This window comes from Acinetobacter sp. MF4642, from assembly GCF_002018925.1.
In the GTDB taxonomy this organism is placed as follows: Bacteria; Pseudomonadota; Gammaproteobacteria; order Pseudomonadales; family Moraxellaceae; genus Acinetobacter; species Acinetobacter johnsonii.
The window spans coordinates 151,166-176,952 of sequence record NZ_MVON01000003.1; the positions used below are offsets into that span (position 1 = coordinate 151,166).

The following is a 25,787-nucleotide window of genomic DNA, read 5'->3' on the forward strand; positions in this document are numbered from 1 at the left end:
CTTTATCACTTCTCCCAAAATGGAAGGGAAAAGACTTAGTCCTTCTTCTGTGCTCTTAACTGCGCCACAATACTCTGCATATCTTCAGGCAAAGGCGCTTCAATCGGCGCATAACCTGGGATGTCTAAACGCATTGCATGCAGACATAAACGACGCGGTTTCGGTCCTTTATATTCTGTTTCATGACCATATTTATCATCACCGACCAATGGATGACCAATGCTTAAACCATGCACACGAATTTGATGGGTACGCCCTGAAAGTGGCGATGCGTAGACTAAGGTTGCATGCATAAAGCGCTCAGCCACATTCCACTGCGTTTTAGACTCTTTACCTTCACTCGACACACGCACACGACGTTCACCATTGGCCAGTTCATAACGGTGTAAAGGTGCATCAATTAACTGCTTGTCTAAACTCACCACACCTTTGACTACAGCAGCGTAAGTTTTCTTAATTTTGTGTTCACGCAACATGTCTTGCAAACTTTTTAACACACTACGCTTTTTAGAAATCATCACCAAACCTGAGGTATCACGGTCAATACGATGAATCAGTTCTAAGTATTTCTTACCTGTTGCCGCACGTAAGCCTTCAATCAGACCATAAGCCACACCACTACCGCCATGTACGGCAATGCCAGATGGCTTATTGACAACCATCAAGCCTTCATCTTCATACACCACACGGCTGAGTAAACTCTGTGCTACTTTGTCAGAAACAGGCGCCGCATTTTCATCTTTTTGTTCATAGCGAATCGGCGCCACACGAATCTGGTCACCAATAGACAGCTTAGTTTCTGCTTTTATACGCTTTTTATTCACGCGAACCTGACCTTCACGAATCAGGCGATAAATACGACTTTTAGGCACACCTTTTAAACGGCTAAATAAAAAGTTATCAATCCGTTGCCCTGCTTGATGCTCGTCCACTTCAAACCACGTCACGTTTTGCCATTGTTGGGTAGAATTCATACAGTTACTGCGACCTAAAAAATACGGAATTTGAATAAAAAATGACCATTTAGGCTATGCTTTACACAAGAAAGACTAGCTTAGCCCATAGGCAGATGGTACAAGGTTTGATATAGTCAGCGCACGGATACCACCATAAGTGAGTCAAAAGCTTAATCATTTCAATTTTAAATTGAATAGTTAAGAAAATAACTCAACTCAGCTTGGAACGGTCCCAAAAGAATTATGCCGACGCCGAAGGCTTATTATATCGGCAAAACAGCAAACTGTTAGGTTTAATTGTGCATCTGCACATAAATCAGTTTGCCCCAAAAAAATATGTGACCAACGAAGGTTGGTTTTTAAACGTAAACTGATATACATCAGATTAGTCGCTCCCTGATGTCGTATTCAGGCCACAGCGTTGATGCATATGGATCTGTTCAGTTGTAAAGGTACGATGATAATTCCGTATCAAGACACCCTATCCAAAAAGAAGGGTTGCTCTTCGAGCAAATGTGACAGTGAAAGTTACTTACATCCAATGCACCGCTTGTCCGCCAGTGAAACGCGCAGGAGACTTTAATCGTTTAAAGATTGAAGCCGTATTGCCATCATCAATATGTGAATCAAAACCGAAGCCGATCAAAAAGGCAGGTAATAAAACTCAGACCACAATCGGTTTATTTGAGATCTGAGCAAAATTGGTCCGTGATGTTTGATGTTCGCTACGTGTTTAGCGATAGTTTGCTGTGTATCACTATTAGGTGTTACACCCATGAAACGTATGTTGATTAATGCAACACATGCAGAAGAGATTCGCGTTGCACTTGTCACTGGGCAGCGTCTTTACGATTTTGACTTAGAGAATCGTACCCGTGAACAAAAAAAATCCAATATCTATAAAGGTCACGTGACTCGCGTTGAGCCTTCTTTAGAAGCCGTCTTTGTTGAATATGGTGCGGGACGTCAAGGCTTCTTGTCTATGCGCGAAATCGCAAATTCATATTACCAAGCAGACCCACGCCAAACTTCAAACATTCGCGAATTGATCACTGAAGGCACAGAGCTTTTGGTTCAAGTTGAAAAAGAAGAACGTGGCAACAAAGGCGCTGCCCTTTCCACCTTTATTTCGCTAGCTGGTCGCTATTTGGTGTTGATGCCAAACAACCCGAAAGGTGGTGGTATTAGCCGTCAAATTTCAGGTTCAGTACGTGAAGAATTGAAAGAAATGTTGGCGTCGTTAAATGTACCTCGTGGCATGAGCGTAATTGTACGTACTGCGGGTATTGGCCGTTCTCAAGAAGAGTTACAACTTGACCTACAGCACTTACTTGATCTTTGGGCGCAAATCCAAAACACAGCAAGTTCTGGTCCATCACCAATGTTGGTTCACCAAGAAGCGGGTGTAGTGACGCGAGCGATTCGTGATTATTTACGTGATGATGTTGCTGAAATCTTAATTGATTCAGAGCAAGCCTATAACGAAGCCTATAACTTCGTAAAAGCAGTCATGCCTCGTCAAATCGACAAGCTAAAAACTTATACGCTAAATGAACCATTATTTGCGCATTTTGGTATTGAAAGCCAAATTCAAACGGCTTATGAACGTGAAGTTAAACTTCCTTCAGGCGGTTCAATCGTTATTGACCAAACCGAAGCATTAGTGTCTATCGACATTAACTCTGCAAAATCGACCCGTGGTAGTGACGTTGAAGATACAGCGCTCAATACCAACCTTGAAGCGGCAGAAGAAATTGCACGTCAACTGCGTTTACGTGACATTGGTGGTTTAGTCGTGATCGACTTTATCGACATGACCAAAGACCGCAACCAACGTATGGTTGAGGCGAAACTTCGCGAAGCAACACAAAGCGACCGTGCCCGTATCCAATTCGGTCAATTGTCTCGTTTTGGCTTGATGGAAATGAGCCGTCAACGTCTACGCCCTTCGCTTGAAGAAGCAACAGGTTATGTCTGCCCGCGCTGTCATGGCACAGGTATGGTTCGTGACTTACGTTCATTATCGCTTTCAATCATGCGTAAAGTAGAAGAAATTGCGCTGCGTGAACGTCATGGTGAAGTTCAAGTACAGGTTCCTGTTGAAATTGCAGCATTCTTATTGAATGAAAAGCGTCACACGTTGGTTTACCTCGAACAAACCTCAGGTGTTCGTGTGACTGTGCTTCCGCACCCACACTTAGAAACACCGCATTACGAAATTTCGTATAACCCTGAAGGCTTTGCACCAACCAGCTATGAACGTACAGAAGCAACACGTTCAAGCGAAAAAGAGTTGGGTTACGAGTCATCAGAATGGCATTTAGATGGCGCAGATCATGTGCATCAACATGCCGCTCCTGCGCCTGTACAACAAGAAAAAGGCAACAAAAAACCTCGTAACAACGCGCCACAACAACAAGTCGCTCAACAAACCCCTGCCCAAACGGCTCCTTCAAGCAGCCCATGTGCATGGTTAGAAAACTTGTTTGTACAAAAACAAGCTGCGACTGTCGATCAATCACGTTCAGCAAATAATGCTGCTGCTGCCATTGAGCAAATGGTGAATGGTGGTGCAGTGAGCCGTGGTCAGTTTGGTCAAGTTGGTACGCCTGCTGCGGCACCTGTCGCGCCAAGCAACAATGTCTACATGAGCTCTGCACCTGTTCATGCAAAATCTGAACACCGTGAAGATAAGCATGTAGAGAAAGAAGAACGCGGCACACGCCACAACAAAAAGCGCCCTAATAAGCACAAAGAGTCACGTGAGCAAAATGCGCAACATGACAACCAAGTTCATGAAGAAATTGTGCAGGTCTCTCGTCAAGATCAACAGCGCCAAGATCGTTATGAACAACGTCCTGAACGCAATGAACCACAACGCCAAGACCGTCATGAACAACGTTCTGAGCGCAGTGAACAACAACGTCAAGACCGCTCAGAGCGCAGTGAACAGCAACGTCAGGAACCGCGTGAAAACAAGCGTTCATCACGTCGCCAACACGGTGAGCAACAGCAAAACACTGATGTTCAAAACGAACAGCAAAATGCAATGCCACGTCGTGACCGTCGCAACCAACCTCGTCCAGAACGCCCAAATCGCCACCGCGACCCAAGTGTACTGAATGAGCAAGCGACTGAAGCTGCGCCAGCTGTGGTTCAAGAACCTCAAGTTAAAGTTGAGTTGATTGAAGCACCGCGTCAAGAAATGATCACGACAGCCCATGTGGTCAATGTCGATCAAGCGCAAAGTGAAATCGTGGCATTAACTCCGCCTGCACACACTGCAACCGAAACCAAGCCTCAGCAAGCGGCTGTTGCGAAAGCAGAAGTTGAAGTAAAAGCTGAGAAAGTGGTACAGGAGAAAGCAACTGAAGTTGTAGCAGCACCTGCTGAACAACACGCAGAGCAAAAACCACGTGAAAGCGTAAAACGTGCCAGCAATGACCCACGCCAACGCCGTCGCCAACAACGCGCTGCACACACACAGCAAACTGAAACACCTAAACTCACACCTTCACAGGTGCCAACTTTAGGTCAATACACCATCAGCAGCTTGATTCGCCATGTCTATGGTGAAGACTGTTCAGTGCTGATTGAGCAGTTTGGTTTAATTCCAACCTTCAACCGTGCCCTTCAGAAATTTACTGAAGAGTATGCAGCAACGTTAAGCAAAACTGTGACAACGCCTGCTGTTGAAGCAGAGAAAAAACCGGTCACCCGTGATGTTGAAATCACAAAAGCGCAGCCTGAAGCAGAGCCAGTTCCAGTATTGGACCTGACACCGCCTGCACCTGTGTCTGAGCAACGTGTTGCAAATGACCCGCGTGAGCGTCGTCGTCTAGCTAAACTGGCTGCTGAACAAGCTAAACAAGCACGTGAAACAGCACCTGTTGCTGAATCGTCTGCGCCTGAAACAGCGATTGTTGCAGAAACGCCTGCTGCTGAAGCTGCACCTGCTGTAACTTCACAGGAAAGCGAAGCGCCTATTGCCGTTGAAAGCAGTGAAGAGAAAAGCTTGGCTGATGTAGCTGCGGTTGAAGAAGTGGAAGTTGTTGTTGCTCCAGTTCAAGCCAAAGCGCCTAGAGCGTCAAAGCAAGCTGAAAAAGTAGAAGTAACTGAAACTGTAGCGGAAATAGCTGCGGATGAGTCAGACAAATCAGACTCGGACAAGCCAGTTCGCCCACGTCGTCCACGTGGTCGTCCACCGAAAAAAGCGAGCCCGACTGAGTCGTAATTCGCCCTAGAGTTGTAAATTTTAAAAACCTAGTCATGTCAGTGGCTAGGTTTTTTTGTTATTTTCGTCAGATTAGGTTGATTGCACTAGACCGAAACGATTAAAAGAACAAGTGTAGAAACTGAGCACTATTCAAACGCATTGGATTGCATAAAATAATTAGGATTCATATGAGCCAACACCCATCACATGACCTCATTGGTATTACTGACGTTGCAGCAAAACTTCCTCAATTCATCAGTAAAGTTCCCAACTTACTCAATGGATTAAAACAAGCATATTTACGTACCCCAAACACCCCAGCAGGTCTCGGGATTGCTTTTGAAAAAGCAGTGAAGCGCAACCCTCACGGTATGGCCTTGCTTTTTGAAGATCAAAAATTTAGTTACCAAGCCCTCAACGAATGGGCAAACCAAATCGGGCATTATTTTTTATCCATTGGGGCAAAAAAGGGTGATGTCATCACAGTGATGATTGAAAACCGTCCTGAATTGGTTGCAACCGTGATTGCACTTGCCAAAATTGGCGTTACTGCGGCTTTAGTCAACACCTCTCAAGTCGGTAAAGTGCTGGCGCATAGTATTAATCTGGTCAAACCCATTGCAGTCATCGTCGGTGAAGAATGCCGTGCCGCAGTTGATGAAATCCGTCATGATCTAAATCTCTCTGCGGATCGTTTCTATTGGTTTGCTGACCAAGAAACCCAAAAAGATGCAGGCCTTGCACCACAAGGTTTTAGTAATCTTGCTGAAAAAATTGATGCCTTTGCCAAGTTCAACACCCCAACCACACACAGTGTGCTGGGTAAAGATGGCTTGTTTTATATTTATACCTCAGGCACAACAGGTCTACCTAAAGCCGTTATTTTCACGCATAGCCGTTGGACATTGGCTTATGGAACCTACGGGCACGTACTCAACCTCGGCAAAGACGATGTGATGTATGTCACCTTGCCGCTGTACCATGCAACAGGCATTGTGGTGTGTTGGTGTGGCGTGATTGCAGGTGCTGGCACCTTGGCTTTACGCCGTAAATACTCCACTTCTGCTTTTTGGAAAGATGTGCAAAAGTTCGATGCCTCTGCCATTGGCTATGTGGGTGAGTTATGTCGCTACCTCATGGATGCATCACCTTCAGATTTAGAAAAAGGCCACCGTGTCACCAAAATGATCGGCAATGGCATGCGTCCGAATATTTGGGACAAATTCAAACAGCGGTTTGGTATTGAAGAAATTTTAGAGCTTTATGCATCAAGTGAAGGCAATGTCGGCTTTAGCAATGTATTTAACTTTGACAACACTGTCGGTTTTTCACCCACGCCTTATGCCATTATCCAGTTTGATAAAGAAAAAAATGCGCCTGTTTATGATGCCAAAGGTGGCTGTATCAAGGTCAAAAAAGGCGAAGTTGGTTTATTGATCGGTAAAATTACTCGCCGCTCCCCTTTTGATGGCTATACCGATCCTGAAAAAAATAAATCAGTGATTCTTAAAGATGTCTTCAAATCCGGCGATGCTTATTTCAACACAGGGGACCTAGTCCGCGACATTGGCTTTCGTCATGCCCAATTCGTCGACCGCTTAGGCGATACTTTCCGCTGGAAAGGCGAAAATGTGTCCACGACTGAAGTTGAAAACATGGTTAGTGAATATGAAAAAATCACCGAAGCCGTGGTTTATGGTGTTGAAATTCCGAACACCAATGGTCGTGCAGGGATGGCTGCGATTACACTGGCAGACGGTGCTGAACTGAATGAGCAGGATTTAGCCCAAATGCTCGTGACCTTTAAAAAATGTCTGCCTGCCTATGCTGTACCCGTTTTCTTACGCGTACAAAAGCAAGTTGAAACTACAGGAACGTTTAAATACCAAAAGAACAAGCTCAAAGAACAAGCCTTTGACCCGAAAAAAACGGATGAACGTTTGCTGGTCCTGTTACCCAACAGCAGTGCCTATGCAAATTTAACGCAACAAGTCTTTGATAACATTCAAGCCTATCAATATCGCTTCTAAACTCGAATTGCTTGTTTTTTAGCTACCTAATCGCAAATTTGTTGTATTTATAATCAAACATCAACAAGTTTGCGATTTTTTACTTGCGCTCGATGCATATCTTGCTACAATACGCTCCATCAAATGATATGGGTCGTTAGCTCAGCTGGTAGAGCAGCGGACTTTTAATCCGTTGGTCCCGCGTTCGAATCGCGGACGACCCACCATTCCTTTGATACCCTTGATGGGTCGTTAGCTCAGCTGGTAGAGCAGCGGACTTTTAATCCGTTGGTCCCGCGTTCGAATCGCGGACGACCCACCATCTTTTTGTAAAATCTAATTTTACAAACCTGCTCAGGTTCGAATGTTTTAAAAATTTCTTTTTTTAAACTTTCAGCGAATACTCTTTCGCACACCTTGCTCAGGGTCGTTAGCTCAGCTGGTAGAGCAGCGGACTTTTAATCCGTTGGTCCCGCGTTCGAATCGCGGACGACCCACCATTTATTTAAATCCTCTTTAATTGCATTGATATGACATTTATTTAGCGACATGCTATTTAAGTCATAAAATTCGCACGCTATTCATTTCTTCACTATTTTTATTCTTCAGTCTTATTCTGTTGCTTTGCCCAATTCCATTTTAACTATGAATTAGGCTCACGCTTTAATGTATACGCACGCTCTAATTTCGGAAAACCTCGTGCATACAATTTTTGGTTAGTGGCATCTAGATTATTACTTTTATCCAAATCCATTTGCAGCGTTTGCGAATCCACCACGCGATAATAAAAATTAATCCCCTCTTTACGATGGACAATCAACTCTGTTCGCTCTTTATTCATGGTCCATGTATCACGGCGATAACTTAAGTTTGAAAAGCCAGGGCGTTGTTTTTCTGAAAAGACCTTACCTAAGCGTACAATGCTACGATGCACTGTACCATCAGGTAAAAAATTAAGAATAAAATCAGCCTTCCCTGTTTCACAAGGAAAAAAATAACCATCACATTGAATTTGTGTGCGATAACGCCCAATGAACTGCTGTTCACCAATATCCAGCTTACGAGGTGCATACTCCGAATCATCTTGCATGGTTGCCCGTCCTGCCACCTCAGTCAGCTTCTTCCCCGACTCAGGCGGAATAGCCGCGTCCTCTACCGTGCTATTTTCATGTTGTTGTGACGCCTCCGACAGCCCACCATCACAGCCAGCTAACGATACACCGATTAGCCCCACCGCTCCTTGCAGTAATGCGCCAATCAAACCCTGATGTTTTCGCTTCAACTTCATTCCACACTCACTTCCTGCACGTGATTAATCTCCATAACCATCACGAATATTCCATCCTTACCTCTGGTTTTTTCTCGGATTCAAATGACTTGCTGACTTTAAGCCACGGGCTCAACGCCAAATAGAGCACATTTTAGTCCCGATCAAAACCCCAGCTTTTATCTCTTTACATAACTTTACTTTTTAATTAGCTCCGTCACCTTTAAAAACTTAATTCCATCTCCATTTTTAAATTATGAGTGCAAAAAGCCACTCAGATTTTAATTTTTAAGGAGACCTAGATGGCCAATGTTGGTTTATATCGCTCAAACCGCTCGAACATGATTGCTGGTGTGATGGGTGGTATTGCTGAACGTTTTGGTTGGAACGCAAATTTACTTCGTATTGTTTTCATCACCATTTCACTGTTAAGTGCAGCATTCCCCGGAATTTTGGTTTACCTAATTCTTTGGTTGGTCATGCCGAAACAAAAAGACCAAATTGAGCATTCTCCACAGACTCGATCGGGTTATAGCAATACGATGCGTACCGTTAATCCAGATCATCGCAACCCATAGGCGCACATCTTTCGTCTCAAAAAATTTTCTTTTTATGCTACGACCACTTCCCCCAAAGTGTCGTAGCTTTTTTTTGCCTACGATACTCACATGACTTAACGATGTTGTAACAGACGATACAACGCTGCAATCATATCAGCACGGCTAATGATGCCGACCAAAGCCTTATTTTCAACCACAGGAATATAGTTAAAAGAACGTTCAACAAAGTATGGAATTAGATCCTGTAGCTCTTGATCTGGCTGCACAGTCACCACCTGACGCTTCATAATGTGCTTGACTTGATCTTGCCAAGAGGTACGTAAATCCGTTGCCTTTTGGAACCACTCCACCACTTCATATAAAGCTAAGGTGCCGCAAACTTGTTCAGCTCGATTTAACACAGGTAAACTCATCAAATTGATCTGTTTAAATTTTTCCACAGCGACTTGAATGTCTTCATCTTCATATAAACACAGGACATCTTTACTCATAATGTCCTGACAACGTAAGTCTATATGAAAGCGAGTATCGGCCTGTGCTTGAGCTTTTAAAATCAGTTTTTGTAAATCATATTCACTGATGTCAAGCAACTGTGTTTCTTGGGCTAAAACTTGATGAATATCTTCAGGTTGAATGGTGACCTTCTGGGTTGGGGTCGGGTCGGTGCTACGCGTGTTGACTTGCGCCACAGTTGGGTATTGTTTCCCGAGCAATCGGTTGAACACAATCGCAATCACGAGAAGCAAGATCGAGTTAAGTAGAACAGGATAAAACACAAATTGATACCCTAACTCGTGTACCGTCTCACCTCCCAGCACCGCTGTAATCGCCACAGCACCACTCGGTGGATGCAAAGAATCTGTCGTCATCATCAAAATAATCGACAAAGCCACAGCAACACTAAATGCTTCTGTTAAGTTGGAAATATAGAGTGCGCAGGTCACCCCAATTACGGCTGCAATCGTATTCCCAATCACAATATTCCATGGCTGAGCCAAAGGACTAGCTGGTACGGCAAAAAGCAACACCGAGGACGCACCCATCGGGGCGATATACCATGCATTGATCCCACCCAAAAGCCACCAACTTATGAGTGAAGACAGTGCTAATCCCAACAATGCACCTAAACCGCAGAGCATTCTTTCCTTTAGCGGTAACACTTTAAAATTCGGTTTTAAGGTATTTAACCATTCAAGTTGCATATGAAACACAGCCGCCCTTCTACTTTTGCGCACTTAACCAGTGCAAAATTATACGCGGTCTCAGCAATAAGATGCATCTATTTTACATCTTAGAGATATCAATTTTGTTATTTCAATTGTTCTCAGCAAAGTCTATATTTAGCGCAGGAGTTTCATTTTTATAAGAAGAAAGGTACACGTCTTGGGAAAATTCAAATATGAAGATCACCTTGAAACTTTAGGTTTATGTGAATGCTTAATTCCCCTGATTCAATTTGAAGTGAAACAAGGCAACAATATCTCTGGTTACGATGCTCATGGACAGTGGCCTAAAGAAGAAAGTCATTTGATTTGTCTAAAACAATCTCTGCATTTAAAAAATCTTAATTTCCCCCAACACCCAAATGTTCAAGCACAGGTTAATCGAGATATTCATTCTAATTGGCATACAGATGCTTACTGCACCGTACATCATCACCTTATTATTGGATAATTTCTGAAAAGTATAGAAAATGACTGAAAAACTTGAAATCTGCGACTGCTTAAATGAATTATTAACACTTGAATTGTCACTTGGAAATTCAGTTTCCCACTTTGACAATCATGCCAAGTGGCCTTATCCCGAGACCCATTTTGTTATGTTAGCCCATGATCTTCATACTCATTTAGAAACATTGAGATACTCAAAAAAATATTTCCCACCAAATATGCAAAGATATTCATTATGGTTGGCATGATGAATGTTTATGCGAAATTCATCATGACTTACTGTGTGCAAGTCGTACTAAGCCATTTTAGCGAATATAAAATTAAGTGCTGAAAAATAAATAGAGCCTTTGCCACTCCTCTGCAAAATCCTTATACTTAGAACCAATTTTTTCTTATATTTATAATGGATGCTGCATGAGTCGCGCCATATCGCATATTGATACATTCCAAGGCTTAATTCTTGCCTTACAAAACTACTGGGCTGAACAAGGTTGTGTCATTTTACAACCTTACGATATGGAAATGGGAGCAGGGACATTCCACACTGCAACATTCTTACGCGCACTTGGGCCTGAAACTTGGAACGCAGCATACGTTCAACCCTCACGTCGCCCTAAAGACGGTCGTTATGGTGAAAACCCAAACCGTTTGCAACACTATTACCAATTCCAAGTGGTATTGAAACCAAACCCAGACAATATCCAACAACTTTACCTAGACTCATTAGAAGCCATTGGTATCGATACCCTTACTCACGATATTCGTTTCGTAGAAGACAACTGGGAATCTCCAACACTCGGCGCTTGGGGCTTAGGTTGGGAAGTTTGGCTCAACGGTATGGAAGTGACTCAGTTTACGTACTTCCAACAAGTCGGTGGTGTTGAATGTTACCCAGTAACAGGTGAAATCACTTACGGTCTTGAACGTTTGGCAATGTACCTACAAGGTGTCGATTCAGTTTACGATCTTGTTTGGACCAAAGGTCAGTTTGGTACAGTCACTTATGGCGATGTATTCCATCAAAATGAAGTTGAGCAATCGACCTATAACTTTGAATATGCAAATGTTGAAAAAATGTTTGAATTATTCGATTTCTATGAAGCGGAAGCAACTCGCTTAATGGAAGCTGAACTTCCATTGCCTGCCTACGAACAAGTGATTAAAGCATCACATAGCTTTAACTTGCTCGATGCACGTGGTGCAATTTCTGTGACTGAGCGTCAACGCTATATTTTACGTGTACGTACTTTGGCACGTTCAATTGCGCAAAGTTATGTGGCTGCTCGTGCGAAGCTTGGCTTCCCAATGGCAGAACCGCATTTACGTGATGAAGTTTTAGCGCAATTGAAAGCTCAGGTTGAAGCGGAAGCGGCTCAAGCCGAAAAATCAGCGGAGAACAAATAATGTCTAAACATACCGTTTTATTTGAACTTGGCTGTGAAGAACTTCCACCCAAAAACTTAAAAACTTTACGTGATGCATTGCAAGCTGAAACCGTAAAAGGCTTAAAAGATGCAGGCTTGGCTTTTGATTTGATTGAAGCTTATGCAGCGCCTCGCCGTTTGGCATTGAAAATTATCAATGTAGATGCTGCGCAAGCAGACACACAAAAACGTTTTGACGGCCCTGCTGTACAAGCGGCTTATGATGCTGAAGGCAAGCCGACCAAAGCACTTGAAGGCTTTATGCGTGGTCAAGGCATTACCGCGGATCAAGTTTCAACTTTCCAAGCAGGTAAAGTTGAAAAAGTTTGCTACTTAAAAGATGTGCAAGGTCAAAGCCTTGACGCTTTACTGCCACAAATTTTACAAACTGCTTTGGATAACCTTCCAATCGCAAAACGTATGCGTTCTGCGGCAAGCCGTACTGAATTCGTTCGCCCTGTAAAATGGGTTGTATTGTTAAAAGACAATGCTGTGGTGGATGCAACCATTCAGGATCATAAAGCAGGTAATGTGACTTATGGTCACCGTTTCCATGCACCTGAAGCGATTACTTTAGCCAATGCCGATGCTTACTTAGATGCTCTTCGTGCTGCGAAAGTTGTGGCGAATTTTGAAGAGCGTCAAGCGATCATAGATCAACAAGTTAAAGCCCTTGCTGATGAAGTCAATGCCATTGCCATCGTTCCTACTGATTTACGTGATGAAGTGACCGCATTGGTTGAATGGCCTGTTGCACTTCGTGCGAGCTTTGAAGAGCGTTTCCTTGCTGTGCCTCAAGAAGCATTGATCACAACAATGCAGGATAACCAAAAGTATTTCTGTTTGGTGAATGCGGACAATAAACTACAACCTTATTTCATTACTGTTTCAAATATTGAGTCGAAAGATCCAACTCAAATTATTGAAGGGAATGAGAAAGTTGTACGCCCTCGTTTGTCTGATGCTGAATTCTTTTTCTTACAAGACCAAAAGCAACCGCTTGCATCTCGTAAAGAAAAATTAGCCAATATGGTTTTCCAAGCACAGTTGGGTACGCTTTGGAATAAATCTGAACGTATTGCTAAATTGGCTGTGGCGTTATCTGCTATCACAGGTGCAAACCCTGCGGATGCTGAAAAAGCTGCATTACTTGCAAAATGTGACTTAACTTCAGAGTTAGTCGGAGAATTTCCTGAACTTCAAGGGATCGCGGGCACTTACTATGCACGTATTGAAGGCGAAAATGATGAAGTTGCGGAAGCTTTAGGTGAGCAATATTTACCTAAGTTTGCTGGTGATGTTTTACCTCAAACCAAGACAGGTACAACGATTGCCCTTGCGGATCGTTTAGATACGTTGACAGGTATTTTCGGTATTGGTCAAGCGCCTACAGGTTCTAAAGATCCGTTTGCTTTACGTCGTTCTGCGATTGGTATCTTGCGTTTAGTGACTGAAAACAATCTTGATGTTTCGATTGAAGAATTAATTTCGTTAGCTGCTGATCAATATAAATTTGAGCGTAAAGTCCTGAAATTAAAAACGTCTACAAAATCACTTGATGACAAGATCATATCTGCGAATGCAAAATTACCTGAGAATCTTGAAGGTAAATGGTATGTAGATACCAGTAAAATCAAAGGAAATGCTGAACTACCACAGCCTGAGATAGAAATTTGTACAATTTTGACATCTCCAACTGTCATTCAAGATGCAGTTGCATTCCTTGAAGGTCGTTATCGTGCGAAGTATGAAGACCAAGGTGTTGCTGTTGATGTGATTCAAGCGGTTCAAGCACTTTCTCCAAAATCACCACTTGATTTTGATAAGCGTGTAACTGCGGTGAATCATTTCCGTAATTTGCCTGAAGCTGCTGCTTTGGCTGCTGCGAATAAGCGTGTTGCGAATATCTTGGCGAAAGAAGCTGCACCTACTGGTGAAATTGTCGAATCTAAATTGCTTGAAGATGCTGAAAAAGCACTTTATGCAGAGATTCAAAATGTTCTACCTGTAGTTCAACCACTTTTAGCTGCGAAAGACTATACCGCTGCGCTTTCTAAGTTAGCTGCACTTCGTGCGCCGATTGATGCTTTCTTTGAAGGTGTTATGGTGATGGCTGATGATGCTGAATTGAAAGCAAACCGCTTACGTTTACTGGCTCAGTTACGTGATTTGTTTACCAGTGTTGCTGATATTTCGGTGTTGCAGCATTAAGCTGAATGATTGAAATAAAATGAGAACCCTGCTTAAATAAGTAGGGTTTTTTAATTCTTGAATTAATATGAGTAAACAAATAGAAAAGGGCGAAATAGCATTATTTAAATATAATAAATTAAGATTTTCTTTTGCCAATCTAAAAGCTGGTGATCAGCAAATTTTGACTAGCGATCCATGGTCACTAATCAATTCACATTTGCAACAAAAAATTTCTCGAAGTAGAGGGGAAAATAAAATATTTTTAGAGCGTTCATTATACTTTTCATCCTTAGCAGAATCATTTTATAAAGCTGCCAATAGTATTTTACTTCCAACCAGAGCTACACTGCTTTATTACGGAATGCTAAATTTAGTTAAATGTTTTCTCTCTTATAAAAAAATTGAACTTGAAACTGTGCATGAGCATCATGGTTTAACCTTGCCTTTAGGAACGAATGGGCTTGTTCAGGTTAAACCTAATATTAACAATGCTGTAAATATTTTTTCAACATTCTCAGAACTATTAGGAAAAAAAATCAATCAAACTTTAGATATAAAATTTAATAATGCTGTTCAAAATATTCCTGAAATACATAGCTTATGCCATGGTCTAGGACTTATACCTAAAAGAAAATTATTACCTGTACAAATAGAAATTTTAACGAATGCTGAGCATAATAAATTATTTACGGAAGTAATTATCGAAAATGAGCAAAAAACAAAAGTTGATGTAGCAAAATTTCTTAAAAAGAATAGGCTTAGTTATTTCAATAAAGGTTTTCCACGTGAAGGAAAAATCACTTATCGTTCAAAATCAAGAAAACCATATACAAATGCAAATATAAACACAATTTATCAAAACATTTTAAAAGAATATTGCAAATTTGAGATTACGCCAATTCTTACAAATACGGGTTACCGATATTATGTCGATTTAAAAGCAACAGAATTACCTCATTTATCTTACAGTTTATTATGTATGTTTTATCTTGGTACTGTTGCTCGCTATAGACCAAGTGAGGCTAATGAGTTGCTACACGGAACATTAAGACCTGTAGTCAGTGAATTTGTAAATATTTCACCAAACCAATTTCTTTACCAACTCTGTTCTATTTTACTTGAGAAAGAGTGTGTAATGCCATTTTCATCGATTACTCCAATGAGCACAATATGAATATCAAGTTATATAAAACTCTATCAATAGGTGTTGTAATTTCCATCCTCACCGCTTGCTCAACTACACCGACCAATCCCAATGCACCTGTGGTTTAGAACAGCATAAAAATATCTCTACTGAGCCAAACACAACTTGGCATTTCTGATTAAATGAAAAGACAACTGCCTTATTGAATTTACAAATAGCTTTGAAAGAGTTAAATAATTTGTATCTAGATATATTGTTTTCATTCTTAATTCACACAATCATGTAGTTTTGGTTAACCCCCCAATCACGACACTACCCTAAAACACTTTTCACCAAAATTAAAATTTCCTAACTTCTATGCCTAAATCACTCTTCCTTAACCTGTATTAATTTACACATACTTCGAGATGAATATTTGCAATAAGGCCTCAATTCCCTATACTCAACTTAACAACTCGCAACAAGAACGAACCTTATGAAATTAAAAACTGTACTTTTCGCTACTTTTGCTGCCCTTTCTATTACAGCATGTACATCTCAACCAACGATTCCACAGTTGACAGCGGGTGTATTACAAGAAGTCCAAGACATTGAAGTTTATCCAGACACAACCAATAACAAAGCAAAACTAACCAAATTTGAAGACAAATGCGTCATCGAATTTACTGGCAACCTCAAAGCAGGCAAAGTCGTAGAACAGTGGGCATTCCGTGACTACACACTCATCACAGGTGGCTCAGCAACCTTTGCACTCGATGGCACCAGCACAGCAACCAAATTTGAATTACACGATGCAGAAGTACAGAAAAACTTCCTCGCACTACGTAATCACTTTGCAAAAGAAGCCTTAGCTCAATGTAACTAAGCAAATCGTCATCACTGGTGCAACATCAGTGATGACTTCTCTCCCAAACACCTTCTGTTTCATATCTTTTATTTCAACACCAGTCTTCATACTTGTTACATTTAAAACAACGACCACGCATAAACTTACATAATTTTAATGAATTAACTGAACGACACAATTTTCAGCCCATTGTTCATGCGCTGTTGCCGCATTGTTCGACTTTCATATCAAACGCTATTTTTGAGCTCATTTCTGTCTATGATGACTGCTGTTCTGAACTCCTCATCGGGTTCTGTCATAAGAGGTAGAAAATCAAAGATGAAAGTTTTAACAAAGACACTCACCGCTTCGGCTTTAACCACTGTACTTTTAGCTTCCACTTCCCTATTTGCAAATACCACAGCCAATACATCGGCCAATGTTCAAGTTCAAACCTCGCAGCCAAGCGTATTGCAAAACTTAAAACATGATGTCAAACATGCCGCGCATGCTACAGGAGAAACGGTTGAACATGGTGTCGACAAAACCAAAGCATTCAGCAAAGAAAAATGGCAAGACACCAAAGAATTTTCAGCTGAAAAATCTGCTGTCGTAAAAGATAAGGCTGGTGACGTTAAACAGTCTGTTGAACATAACACCAAAAAAAGTGGTCACTATATAGCGGATAAAGCGAAACAAGGCCAACAAGCGACCAAACAAAAATGGCAGGAAACTAAGCAGGCTGTCAGTGGTCAACCTAAACGTGCTGACGTAAATGGGCAGGCTCAAGTGGAATTAGATACACCTGTTGCTAAAGCCAAAGTCGGTTCATCGACCGATGCCGCTGTTGGCGCGAAGTAAAAGTTAAACTCCTCCAGAGTTGAGAGAGCCCACATGCTGGGCTCTTTTTTTAGCTATATACGTTTGCACACTACGCTTGTTTACAACCAAGCACATGAAATTCACACAAAGAGGCTTTATGCTAAAACGCTGATTTATGCACGATAGCCCAAGAGGTACACTGCTCTATGAATATGATGAAAACAACACTCTTCTGCGCTCTTTTAATGACAACAGCAGGTGTATGGGCACAAACAGAAACCACCACTCAGCAAGCGCAAAAGCCAATTACGCCTTATGGTAAAAACCCCAATATCTTTCATGTCTGGGCTTATAAAACTCAAGAAGGTGTGATTAACACGGCGGAAAAAGTCGGGACAGCAACAGAAAAAGGCATCCAAAAAATTCGCCCTTCTGCACACCAAGCTTTGGACAGTGCAAAAACCATCACCAACAACACCGCAGAACAAGCCAAAGAAACAGGACAGCAAGTTACCCAAAATGTGAATAAAAAGCTGCATGAAACCAAGCAAGTGATTACTGGTCAAACCGATCAACCCGCTCCAATCTACCAAGGCAGCTTGAGTCAACCGTCATCTACACCCGTAGATGCTCCTGCGGTTCAAACACCGTCAGCCTCATCTGCACAGCCTGTCACCCCCCAAACAGTGAATGAACCCACGATTACCCAAGCACCATCTTCCTTTACACCTGCTCAAGCAGAAGAAGAAATTAAAGTAACTAAGCTTTAATAGCAAAAAAGCCCATCAATTGAAGGGCTTTTTAGTTGTCATTATTTGCTTTAATCCACCCGACGGATTGGCTGCCCTGCTTGAAAAGCTTGAGCATTTTCGACCAACTGCTGCACCATGCGCTGGCGCGCATCGACACTACCCCACGCGCTGTGTGGTGTGATGATTAAATTCGGCAGACGAGCCTCCAATAAAACATTACCCTCTTTGGGTGGCTCAACGGTCAATACATCAGTTGCTGCGCCCGCAATTTCACCCTGTTTTAACGCATCTGCCAAAGCGGCTTCATTCACAATTCCGCCACGTGCACAATTAATTAAAAAGGCACTTTTTTTCATTTTTTTGAAAGCTTCGGCATCAATCAAGTCGCGAGTATCATCGGTTAATGGACAATGCAGACTGATAAAATCTGATTGTGCCAGCAAGTCATTAAAGCCTACTCGTGTTGGGTCAGCATGTGGACGGTTTGGCAAATTGCCCACTAAAACCCGCATGCCAAATGCTTCAGCGAGTTTAGCCACTGCCTGCCCCAATTCGCCATAACCTAAAATGCCCAATGTCTTGCCGGAAAGTTCGATAATTGGGTAGTCCAATAGACAAAACTGAGAAGCTCTATTCCATTCGCCCTGCTGCACCGCACGGTCATATTGCAAGCATGAGGTTGCAAGGTTGAGCATCAACATTAAAGTGTGCTGTGCCACCGCTGCCGTGCCATAACCCTGACAATTACACACCACAACACCTTGTACTTTGGCTTGCTGCAAATCGATGTTATTGGTGCCTGTGGCAGAGATTAAAATCAACTTTAACTGAGGGCATTGTTTTAAGGTGTCAGCATCCAGCATGACTTTATTGCTAATAATCACATCTGCATCTTGTACACGAGCGACAAGCATCTCAGCATCGGTACTTGGGTAAAGGATCAGTTCATCAAAAACAGCATGCAGTGCTTGAAAGTCCAAATCATTTTTATCTAAGGATGCACAATCTAAAAATACGGCTTTCATTGCTCACGTCCAGTTGTTCTGCATAATGATAGAGCGCTTATTTAAACCAACTCAACTCCATTTTTCAACGTAAACACTGTCTTGACCACCTAAAAATAGCCGTCACATACAGAAAAAAGCCCGCTATTTAATGGGCTTATTACGATGAATACGAATAGAAATACTGATTTGTTTAATCACATAAAACGTCAGGATCAGCAGGAGAATGAGACCACCACCGAATGTCAGATAAGCTGGGTCTAAACTTTGTGCCAGTACGCTTTGTGATGTTGAAATAAACAGTAATGTTATAAATACAGCCGACCAATGTCTTTGCATTGCTTCCACCCTATTTGATCTTTATCCGTATTGTTTAAAAGATAAACAATACTTTCATATTAAACCAAATAGGCCGGAAAACAAGAGCTTGGCTTTAGACCAAAGCCCTATAGGGATAAATCAAATGAACATATCATAGAAACACATCTGACTCAGCATCGCTTGGCACCAAAAACTGCGCCGTTTCAGGAATCTCTTCGACTAAATCAAAGCCACCATATTCATCACAGCTAAAGTTAAACTGCTTATAACTAATCAGATAATAATCACTGTATTTTTTCATTAATAATGGATGCATCCCAGCGCTCAATTCGGCTTGTTCATGCACCAACTTCATAATCTGACGGTCATTCATCACCACGGTATAGCGCATGTCATTATAGTAAATGTGGACCAGTCCGTTGCCCTTGGCAAAGATCGGCAACAGAAACTTATGATTCAGTGCAATAGCATCTGGTGCATAGCTTTCAATCTTCTGACTGATCATATTGAACACTAAACCATGTCCAAAACTATCCATTAACTGACAGCTATTTTCTTGCGGCAAGTTGACCTGAATACCCAATTTCAGCAGATCCGTCTGGCTCACTTGTCGATTGCTGAGTAACTCGCGGATAATGCTTTGTTTTAGCTTGGCATCAAAAAATTGACCGTCTAACTCAAGCTCATTATTTTTCAGAATTCGCCCCAAAGAAAAGCGATGACGCGGCAACAAGTTTTCGATCACTTTACGGTAGTAAAACTTGCTGTTCTTTTTCACTTCACGAATTTTTTTATAAAAATACGGCGCATCAAACTCATGACGTAAAAAATCGTGCAACAAATCTGAACTGGCTAAAACCGCAATCGCATCGTGCCCTGTAAAAGGTAAGTTCAGGGTATTCAGATTCGGTACGACCGTTTGTAATTTTTCATAATGCGCACGGTCTTCAGGGCAGTAAGGGTCATAAATAACAATGTATTCACACTCTGCCGAGACATCTTTCGCCTGTATCTGCATGTCATGGTTCAGCTCAGGCTGATAGAACATGTTATAGCGGTTATCCGTGACCTGTTCAGGGTCAATCGAATACTGCGGCACCAAGGCCACCACTCGCTTAAAACCAAGCAGTTTAGAGTATTTAATCGCAGCATAACCACCCATTGACCCTGCATAGGCAATACGGGTTTGAAAGGGTGCAATCCAAGCGCGAATTGCATCCAACATCGCTAACATCGAAGACTCTGGAAACCATGACTTTTGTTTTGGCATAATGCCAACCACATTAAAGCCAAACTTGGCTAGCGACTTTTCTGCATTGATCGACGTTCCCTTGGCACGGGTAATCAGGTCGCCAAAAGAGAAAATAAGTTCGTCCGATGAACCCTGTAAAAAAATGACACGAATCTGTTCGTCTTCAAAAATAATTTGTTTCGCCATGTCCATGCTGAGAGATTTCATTCCTATAAAGTGAGGTCATGTTCGTTCCATACAGCATAAGCGATTTCATCGAACCAAATGTGTTATTTTATAGATGCAGAGCAGATAAAAAAGCGCAAAATATGACACAATTACTCCATCCTGCAGCACAATACGGGTTTAGCGCAGCTGCTGAACTTTATCAACAAGTGCGTCCAAGTTATCCACAAGAGATCCATGCCTGGCTCACCGAGCAGTTGCATTTAAACGCAGATTCACATGTGATTGATCTTGCCTCGGGTACAGGAAAGTTTCTGCCTTATCTGATTCCACATAGTGGACAGCTCACTGCCGTCGAACCTGTTACCGAAATGTTAGCTCAGCTCAAACTGGCTTACCCACAGGTGGAAACATTACAAGCCTTTAGTGACCATATTCCCCTGCCATCGCAAAGTATCGATGCAGTTTTATCTGCGCAGGCTTTCCACTGGTTTGCCAACATGGACAGTTTAAAGGAAATTCACCGTGTCCTGAAACCGCAAGGGCATTTGGGCTTGGTCTGGAACCAACGCGACACTCAAGTCGACTGGGTCAATGCTCTGGCAGAACGGCTCACTCCATTAGAAGGAGATACCCCGCGTTATCATAGTGGGCTGTGGCAAAAAGCCTTTGAACATCAAAACCTATTTCAACTCAAAAGCCTGCATCAGTTTGCACAGCAGCAAACAGGTACAGTAGAACAAGTGGTCTCAAAACGTCTCCTTTCGACCAGCTTTATTGCCGCAATGCCACTCGAACAACAACAGGATTTAAAACATCAGTTTGAACAAATTGTGCAGCAGTACACGGGTAAACAGCCACAAGACGAAATCAGTTTTCCTTACATCACCTATGCCTATCACTTTCAAAAAATAGCAGAATAATAGGACACCGATATGAACCCACATACTCTTTCATTGAAACAGGTTCTACTGCCGCTTCTTTTAGGTGGCAGCTTAATCCTCACAGGCTGTAACAAAGCCAATGAACGTGCTGAGCAAGACACGCTTTCAAGCGATGATAAAATTCTGCAAGAACTCAGCTCTGAACCTATCAAAAGTTTTGCAAAAACAGCCAATGATCCACACGATATTGCGCTCTTGGTCGACTATGACCAGCGCTTTAGCAGCATGAGTGATGAAATGGAAGATGAACTCATGAAAATGCGTGAGGCAGGCACGCTCACGGATGAATTTGCAAAAACACGCAAACAAGACAATATTCAGTCTGCACTGAATATGCTTAAAGAGCTGGATTTAAAAACAGAACAAGGGCGCTACATTCAAACTTTGATGTACCAATATTGGGATAACCAAGCCAAAATCATCCAAGATAAAGCCGCAGCACCACATGATAACGTGAAAGGCCTCGGTGAGCTTATTCATGCCCAAGAGCAGCTTGAACACTGGCAGTCGCAGTATCCTAAAGCTCAAGATATGATGTCGACAGGCTACTAACTCAATCGCGGAAAAAGAAAAGGGATCAGATGATCCCTTTTCTTTGTATGTGTTCTAACTATGGGCGTTCAGCATATTGTGGTAATGCATCACAAATGTTGTCCCACTCGGCTTGAGACGCCACAAAAATATGCTGCGTCGGCTTTTGCTGTAACGGGGTATCTAAAGTGCCGATCCGCAAACGGTAAAACTCAGGTGTTTCAGCTTTAATACTGATCAAAGGTGAACCACAGTTGCCACAGAAACAACGCTCTGTGCCTGCACTCGATGCATATTTTTTTACAACGTCCTGACCAGAGGTCAGTTTAAAATCCGCCTTAGCAATCGGTGCATTGGTTGCATATGCCGTTCCATTGGCCTTGCGACATTTTTGACAATGGCATTGAATAATATCGCCAATCGGCCCATCAATTTGATAAGTCACTGCACCACATAGGCAGCTGCCCACATACTGCTGAAGATCCGACATCATGATGCTCCTTGAATTTTTTATTCAAATTAGCACAGCTGATTTTCAGTTGCATCGCTTATGGCGATTTTTTTGCCACATTCAAATACTGTATCACACCCTCACCCGCGGCACGTCCAGTTGCAAAACATGCAGTGAGTAAGTAGCCCCCTGTAGGTGCATCCCAGTCCAACATTTCCCCACATAAAAAAACGGCGGGATTAGATTTTAATTGCAACCGCGAACTCAGCACTTCAAGGCGCACACCACCTGCACAACTAATGACTTCTTCAATCGGACGAAAACCAGTTAAAGGAATCTGGAGTTGCTTAATCTGCTGAGCCAGTTGTTCTGGGTGATTCCAGTGATCTTTTGCAACCAACTCTCGCACTAAACTTGCCTTAGCTGCATCTAAACCAGCTTTACGCCAAACATTACTTAAAGACTGTTTTTTTGTCGGTTTTAGACGCACAGCCAATTCTTGAAGCGTGACATCAGGCAGTAAATCGAGCTTCAAAATTAAAGACTGTTGTTGCTTTTGCTGCGCACGCAGCGCTCGACCTTGCTTATAGACCAAACCACTTTCTAGTCCATAATGGGTGATGATGATATCGCCCATACTTTTTTCCGCATCGCCCACCCATGCTGCGATACGTTTCAGTGGCTGACCAAAGACGGGTTGCATGTAGGTTGACCATTCATGTTCTACCCCAGCATTGCTGGCTTGAAAAGGCTCAATTTCATCGGCCTCCAACCAGTTTTGCCATGCGCCATCACTACCGAGCTGAGACCATGACACCGCTCCGCAAGCCAAGACGATGGCATCATAGTTCTGGTTGTGCACTTGATCGCTAAGCAAAGACTTAATTTCAAGTGTATGTTCTTTGAGGCTGAGGCATTGATGACGATAGTAAAACTTGACGCCTGACTCAACCAAGCGTTTCAACCATGCACGTAATAAAGGCGCAGCTTTCATTTCAATCGGGAAAATACGCCCAGACGTTCCGACATAGGACTCAATGCCTAAACCTTTCATCCATGCCTGAATCCAGTTGGCATCCCACTTACGAATCCAAGGTGCTAGCCATTCAGCTTGATCATAACGACCTATAAACTGCTCCACAGGTTCTGCATGAGAGATATTCAGTCCTGTTTTACCCGCCATCAGGAACTTACGTGCAGCAGATGGTTTTTGTTCAAACACATCGACCTGAACATCATATTGGCTCAACACTTCTGCCGCCATCAAACCTGCTGGGCCCGCCCCAATAATTGCAATACGCTTTGGCATGATTTATTCAGCTTGATCCGAAGATTGCACCTGTGGGGTCTGACCTTGCAAAGCCTGAAACGCGTCAAAGCGCGTGCGATAACCTTCAGGTTTGGTGATGATCAACTGTTGGCAGAGCTCGCCTCGTTCTAAGTATTTAATTTCAAAATGCGTCCTCGCAGAACTATCCGCAATACACTCTTTTACAAACGGTAACTTCCACACCTCAATCAACTGTTGCTGTGCTTCTTCGATATATTCAGGAATATTGCTGGCTAACGTAATTTGTCCGCCCACTTGTAAACGTGAAATCAGAAACTCAAAAAACGGCATATTCAACCAGCGCTGCGCAGGATTATGCGGTTCAGGGTTGGGATAAAGAATAAAGAACTGTTCAACCTGCTGCGGTTGCAAGGCATGTACCACCCAAGGCAGAGCATCGGCATGTACCAGCTGTAAATTCTGCTGACCTTCTAAGCCATGTTGTTTCTGCATCGCCACAAACTTTTCACGGGTTCGCTCAACCGCAATCAGCTTTTTCTCAGGATGATTGGCCGTAAACAATAAAGCATGTTTACCCTTGCCCGCCCCAATTTCCACACACAGTGGATCAGGACTGATCATTTGAAAATCACGAGGCGCATGCATACGCTGGGCTTGAAATTGACGAATCGGCATAATCAGATCAAACTAAGAAAAAAACCGCATCAGTCTAACAACTGCCAACGTTTTTGCCTATTTCAATCCGAAAATTTTATCTGGAGTCGATCATGCCACACACTTTCCCTTGTCCCCATTGTGGAGAAATGAGTCAATGGGAAGACAACGCCTTTCGTCCTTTTTGTTCTGAACGCTGCAAACTGATCGACTTAGGTGCATGGGCCAATGATGAATATCGCCTCCCAACGCAAGATGCACCGCAAGCAGAAAACTCAGAAGAATAATATGTTTAATTTCATGATATTTTTCATATTTTAAGAGAAATTATTCATTATTTAATGTCTTAATATTCGCTTAAAAAGATAATTCGTCAACTATACTCCCCAAAAAATTGGTACATGCTCACAGCATGATCAGGTCACAAAAATAACATCCTAAAGGGGGATAAGATGAATATCCTGAGTAAGACTATTGTTTTAATTGGCGTTCTACTCTCGATCTGCCTATTCAGTTTTGGCATCTATATGCAAGATCTGTTGATCCTCTCGGTTGGATTATTAGTGGTCTTATTCTCTATCTTGTTTGCTCTAGAAACCCAACACATTTTGAATAATCCATTTCGCAAATAAAAAAGTCAGCAGCTGCTGACTTTTTTATTTTTTAATGAGACCTCAAAGCGTTTAGCCTGCTTTTCCTGCCACAAAAGGGTTATGTTGTTTTTCAAAACCAATGGTACTAATTGGACCATGTCCTGAAATGAACTGCGTCTCATCGGGTAAACTAAAGCATTCACGCTGAATAGAGTCAATCAACTGCTGATGATTACCACGCGGGAAGTCGGTACGACCAATGGAGCCTTTAAACAACACGTCACCGGTCCAAAGCAGACCATAGTTTTTGTTATAAAACATCACATGACCTGGGGTATGTCCAGGGGCAAAACGTACTTCAAACGCTTCATTGCCCAGTTTAAGGACTTCACCACCTTCTAGCCATGTCGTGACATCCACCTTTTCAGGAACAGGAAAACCATAACGCTGCGAGACTTCTTGGATCATATCCAACCAAAAGGCATCTTCTTTATGCGGGCCAATCACAGGGACATCCCACAGTTTTTTTAATGCCCCGACTGCTCCAGCATGATCTAAATGTCCGTGCGTCAACCAAAGCGCTTTTACTGTCAAACCCAACGCTTCAATTTCTGCTTTAAGCTTCTCAGGCTCCCCACCTGCATCAATTAAAATTGCTTCTTTACTGTCACTGTCCCAAACAATGGAACAGTTCTGCTGAAATGCCGTTACAGGCACAATTTTAACTTGCAACATAGAGTGT

At 42.5% G+C, this 25,787-nt stretch carries 23 protein-coding genes and 3 tRNA genes; 16 read left to right on the forward strand and 10 right to left on the reverse strand.

All coding sequences use genetic code 11. From position 1 onward, the window contains the following. Nucleotides 1-35 precede the first annotated feature (35 nt). The gene (locus MF4642_RS02940; RefSeq protein WP_004692575.1) at nucleotides 36-974 is read right to left on the reverse strand and encodes an RluA family pseudouridine synthase; all 939 of its coding nucleotides are present in this window, start codon (nucleotides 972-974) and stop codon (nucleotides 36-38) included. A gap of 757 nt (nucleotides 975-1,731) precedes the next feature. Between MF4642_RS02940 and MF4642_RS02950 the strand changes: the two genes are divergently transcribed. The 5 genes from MF4642_RS02950 to MF4642_RS02970 all read left to right on the forward strand — a co-directional run bounded on the left by MF4642_RS02950 (nucleotide 1,732) and on the right by MF4642_RS02970 (nucleotide 7,681). Then, nucleotides 1,732-5,190: an Rne/Rng family ribonuclease gene (locus MF4642_RS02950; protein WP_078425255.1), complete on the forward strand. Its 3,459-nt coding sequence runs from the start codon at nucleotides 1,732-1,734 to the stop codon at nucleotides 5,188-5,190. A gap of 170 nt (nucleotides 5,191-5,360) precedes the next feature. Continuing rightward, the gene (locus tag MF4642_RS02955; protein ID WP_078425256.1) at nucleotides 5,361-7,202 is read left to right on the forward strand and encodes a long-chain-acyl-CoA synthetase; all 1,842 of its coding nucleotides are present in this window, start codon (nucleotides 5,361-5,363) and stop codon (nucleotides 7,200-7,202) included. 130 nt (nucleotides 7,203-7,332) lie between these two features. Continuing rightward, nucleotides 7,333-7,408, forward strand: a tRNA-Lys gene (locus MF4642_RS02960). Nucleotides 7,409-7,427: 19 nt separating this feature from the next. After that, nucleotides 7,428-7,503: transfer RNA gene (locus tag MF4642_RS02965), tRNA-Lys, on the forward strand. Nucleotides 7,504-7,605: 102 nt separating this feature from the next. Then, nucleotides 7,606-7,681: transfer RNA gene (locus MF4642_RS02970), tRNA-Lys, on the forward strand. A 143-nt stretch (nucleotides 7,682-7,824) separates the two neighbouring features. On the opposite strand, the gene MF4642_RS02975 is transcribed toward MF4642_RS02970, so the two are convergent. Further along, nucleotides 7,825-8,469, reverse strand: coding sequence for a hypothetical protein (locus tag MF4642_RS02975; RefSeq protein ID WP_078425257.1), 645 nt, complete (start codon nucleotides 8,467-8,469; stop codon nucleotides 7,825-7,827). A gap of 281 nt (nucleotides 8,470-8,750) precedes the next feature. On the opposite strand from MF4642_RS02975, the gene MF4642_RS02980 reads away from it, so the two are divergent. Next, nucleotides 8,751-9,026: a PspC domain-containing protein gene (locus MF4642_RS02980; protein WP_078425258.1), complete on the forward strand. Its 276-nt coding sequence runs from the start codon at nucleotides 8,751-8,753 to the stop codon at nucleotides 9,024-9,026. A 95-nt stretch (nucleotides 9,027-9,121) separates the two neighbouring features. On the opposite strand, the gene MF4642_RS02985 is transcribed toward MF4642_RS02980, so the two are convergent. Then, nucleotides 9,122-10,219: an HPP family protein gene (locus tag MF4642_RS02985; protein WP_078425259.1), complete on the reverse strand. Its 1,098-nt coding sequence runs from the start codon at nucleotides 10,217-10,219 to the stop codon at nucleotides 9,122-9,124. A 172-nt stretch (nucleotides 10,220-10,391) separates the two neighbouring features. On the opposite strand from MF4642_RS02985, the gene MF4642_RS02990 reads away from it, so the two are divergent. The 7 genes from MF4642_RS02990 (at nucleotide 10,392) to MF4642_RS03025 (ending at nucleotide 17,857) form a co-directional block, all read left to right on the forward strand. Continuing rightward, entirely contained in the window at nucleotides 10,392-10,682 is a 291-nt protein-coding gene (locus tag MF4642_RS02990) for a hypothetical protein (protein ID WP_078425260.1), read from the forward strand. 410 nt (nucleotides 10,683-11,092) lie between these two features. After that, entirely contained in the window at nucleotides 11,093-12,082 is a 990-nt protein-coding gene (gene glyQ / locus MF4642_RS03000) for a glycine--tRNA ligase subunit alpha (RefSeq protein WP_004978878.1), read from the forward strand. Then, entirely contained in the window at nucleotides 12,082-14,313 is a 2,232-nt protein-coding gene (gene glyS, locus MF4642_RS03005) for a glycine--tRNA ligase subunit beta (protein WP_078425261.1), read from the forward strand. The genes glyQ and glyS overlap by 1 nt, the downstream gene beginning before the upstream one ends. 67 nt (nucleotides 14,314-14,380) lie before the next feature. Continuing rightward, on the forward strand, nucleotides 14,381-15,469 hold the full coding sequence (locus tag MF4642_RS03010) for a YaaC family protein (protein ID WP_078425262.1): 1,089 nt from the start codon (nucleotides 14,381-14,383) through the stop codon (nucleotides 15,467-15,469). Nucleotides 15,470-15,914: 445 nt separating this feature from the next. Then, nucleotides 15,915-16,304 (forward strand): hypothetical protein, encoded by a 390-nt coding sequence (locus MF4642_RS03015; protein WP_004978867.1) that lies wholly within the window; start codon nucleotides 15,915-15,917, stop codon nucleotides 16,302-16,304. A 300-nt stretch (nucleotides 16,305-16,604) separates the two neighbouring features. Next, on the forward strand, nucleotides 16,605-17,126 hold the full coding sequence (locus tag MF4642_RS03020) for a hypothetical protein (RefSeq protein ID WP_078425263.1): 522 nt from the start codon (nucleotides 16,605-16,607) through the stop codon (nucleotides 17,124-17,126). A gap of 167 nt (nucleotides 17,127-17,293) precedes the next feature. Next, complete coding sequence (locus MF4642_RS03025) at nucleotides 17,294-17,857, forward strand: hypothetical protein (protein ID WP_078425264.1); 564 nt, start codon at nucleotides 17,294-17,296, stop codon at nucleotides 17,855-17,857. A gap of 50 nt (nucleotides 17,858-17,907) precedes the next feature. Here MF4642_RS03025 and MF4642_RS03030 read toward each other — a convergent pair whose 3' ends face one another. The 3 genes from MF4642_RS03030 to MF4642_RS03040 all read right to left on the reverse strand — a co-directional run bounded on the left by MF4642_RS03030 (nucleotide 17,908) and on the right by MF4642_RS03040 (nucleotide 20,602). Next, a complete protein-coding gene (locus tag MF4642_RS03030) occupies nucleotides 17,908-18,864 on the reverse strand; it encodes a 2-hydroxyacid dehydrogenase (protein ID WP_078425265.1) in 957 nt (318 codons plus the stop codon). Nucleotides 18,865-18,987: 123 nt separating this feature from the next. Then, nucleotides 18,988-19,182 (reverse strand): hypothetical protein, encoded by a 195-nt coding sequence (locus MF4642_RS03035; protein ID WP_078425266.1) that lies wholly within the window; start codon nucleotides 19,180-19,182, stop codon nucleotides 18,988-18,990. A 133-nt stretch (nucleotides 19,183-19,315) separates the two neighbouring features. Then, entirely contained in the window at nucleotides 19,316-20,602 is a 1,287-nt protein-coding gene (locus MF4642_RS03040; RefSeq protein WP_162841297.1) for a hypothetical protein, read from the reverse strand. A gap of 122 nt (nucleotides 20,603-20,724) precedes the next feature. Between MF4642_RS03040 and MF4642_RS03045 the strand changes: the two genes are divergently transcribed. Continuing rightward, entirely contained in the window at nucleotides 20,725-21,504 is a 780-nt protein-coding gene (locus MF4642_RS03045; RefSeq protein WP_078425268.1) for a class I SAM-dependent methyltransferase, read from the forward strand. Nucleotides 21,505-21,516: 12 nt separating this feature from the next. Next, nucleotides 21,517-22,077 (forward strand): hypothetical protein, encoded by a 561-nt coding sequence (locus tag MF4642_RS03050; RefSeq protein ID WP_078425269.1) that lies wholly within the window; start codon nucleotides 21,517-21,519, stop codon nucleotides 22,075-22,077. Between the two features lie 58 nt (nucleotides 22,078-22,135). Here the strand turns inward: MF4642_RS03050 and MF4642_RS03055 are convergent, their stop codons facing one another. From MF4642_RS03055 to MF4642_RS03065, 3 genes are read right to left on the reverse strand one after another with little or no spacing between them, the layout of a single operon-like run. Then, nucleotides 22,136-22,546: a GFA family protein gene (locus MF4642_RS03055; protein ID WP_078425270.1), complete on the reverse strand. Its 411-nt coding sequence runs from the start codon at nucleotides 22,544-22,546 to the stop codon at nucleotides 22,136-22,138. Between the two features lie 58 nt (nucleotides 22,547-22,604). Next, entirely contained in the window at nucleotides 22,605-23,816 is a 1,212-nt protein-coding gene (locus MF4642_RS03060; RefSeq protein ID WP_078425271.1) for a TIGR03862 family flavoprotein, read from the reverse strand. A 3-nt stretch (nucleotides 23,817-23,819) separates the two neighbouring features. Further along, nucleotides 23,820-24,479 carry an SAM-dependent methyltransferase gene (locus tag MF4642_RS03065; protein WP_171262490.1) on the reverse strand — a complete coding sequence of 220 codons (660 nt, stop codon included), beginning with the start codon at nucleotides 24,477-24,479 and terminating at the stop codon, nucleotides 23,820-23,822. An 86-nt stretch (nucleotides 24,480-24,565) separates the two neighbouring features. On the opposite strand from MF4642_RS03065, the gene MF4642_RS03070 reads away from it, so the two are divergent. Beyond that, entirely contained in the window at nucleotides 24,566-24,739 is a 174-nt protein-coding gene (locus tag MF4642_RS03070) for a DNA gyrase inhibitor YacG (protein ID WP_078425273.1), read from the forward strand. 396 nt (nucleotides 24,740-25,135) lie between these two features. Here MF4642_RS03070 and MF4642_RS03080 read toward each other — a convergent pair whose 3' ends face one another. Then, nucleotides 25,136-25,780 (reverse strand): MBL fold metallo-hydrolase, encoded by a 645-nt coding sequence (locus MF4642_RS03080; protein WP_078425275.1) that lies wholly within the window; start codon nucleotides 25,778-25,780, stop codon nucleotides 25,136-25,138. Nucleotides 25,781-25,787 lie beyond the last annotated feature (7 nt).

Coding starts and splice junctions, on each gene's coding strand:
- MF4642_RS02980 (WP_078425258.1), top strand. CDS start 8,751: ATGGCCAATGTTGGTTTATATCGCTCAAACCGCTCGAACATGATTGCT.
- MF4642_RS02975 (WP_078425257.1), bottom strand. CDS start 8,469: ATGAAGTTGAAGCGAAAACATCAGGGTTTGATTGGCGCATTACTGCAA.
- MF4642_RS02950 (WP_078425255.1), top strand. CDS start 1,732: ATGAAACGTATGTTGATTAATGCAACACATGCAGAAGAGATTCGCGTT.
- MF4642_RS03015 (WP_004978867.1), top strand. CDS start 15,915: ATGAAATTAAAAACTGTACTTTTCGCTACTTTTGCTGCCCTTTCTATT.
- MF4642_RS03040 (WP_162841297.1), bottom strand. CDS start 20,602: ATGGCGAAACAAATTATTTTTGAAGACGAACAGATTCGTGTCATTTTT.
- MF4642_RS02955 (WP_078425256.1), top strand. CDS start 5,361: ATGAGCCAACACCCATCACATGACCTCATTGGTATTACTGACGTTGCA.
- MF4642_RS03055 (WP_078425270.1), bottom strand. CDS start 22,546: ATGTCGGATCTTCAGCAGTATGTGGGCAGCTGCCTATGTGGTGCAGTG.
- MF4642_RS03080 (WP_078425275.1), bottom strand. CDS start 25,780: ATGTTGCAAGTTAAAATTGTGCCTGTAACGGCATTTCAGCAGAACTGT.
- MF4642_RS03035 (WP_078425266.1), bottom strand. CDS start 19,182: ATGCAAAGACATTGGTCGGCTGTATTTATAACATTACTGTTTATTTCA.
- MF4642_RS03070 (WP_078425273.1), top strand. CDS start 24,566: ATGCCACACACTTTCCCTTGTCCCCATTGTGGAGAAATGAGTCAATGG.
- MF4642_RS03030 (WP_078425265.1), bottom strand. CDS start 18,864: ATGAAAGCCGTATTTTTAGATTGTGCATCCTTAGATAAAAATGATTTG.
- glyS (WP_078425261.1), top strand. CDS start 12,082: ATGTCTAAACATACCGTTTTATTTGAACTTGGCTGTGAAGAACTTCCA.
- glyQ (WP_004978878.1), top strand. CDS start 11,093: ATGAGTCGCGCCATATCGCATATTGATACATTCCAAGGCTTAATTCTT.
- MF4642_RS03060 (WP_078425271.1), bottom strand. CDS start 23,816: ATGCCAAAGCGTATTGCAATTATTGGGGCGGGCCCAGCAGGTTTGATG.
- MF4642_RS03025 (WP_078425264.1), top strand. CDS start 17,294: ATGAATATGATGAAAACAACACTCTTCTGCGCTCTTTTAATGACAACA.
- MF4642_RS02940 (WP_004692575.1), bottom strand. CDS start 974: ATGAATTCTACCCAACAATGGCAAAACGTGACGTGGTTTGAAGTGGAC.
- MF4642_RS03010 (WP_078425262.1), top strand. CDS start 14,381: ATGAGTAAACAAATAGAAAAGGGCGAAATAGCATTATTTAAATATAAT.
- MF4642_RS03045 (WP_078425268.1), top strand. CDS start 20,725: ATGACACAATTACTCCATCCTGCAGCACAATACGGGTTTAGCGCAGCT.
- MF4642_RS03020 (WP_078425263.1), top strand. CDS start 16,605: ATGAAAGTTTTAACAAAGACACTCACCGCTTCGGCTTTAACCACTGTA.
- MF4642_RS03050 (WP_078425269.1), top strand. CDS start 21,517: ATGAACCCACATACTCTTTCATTGAAACAGGTTCTACTGCCGCTTCTT.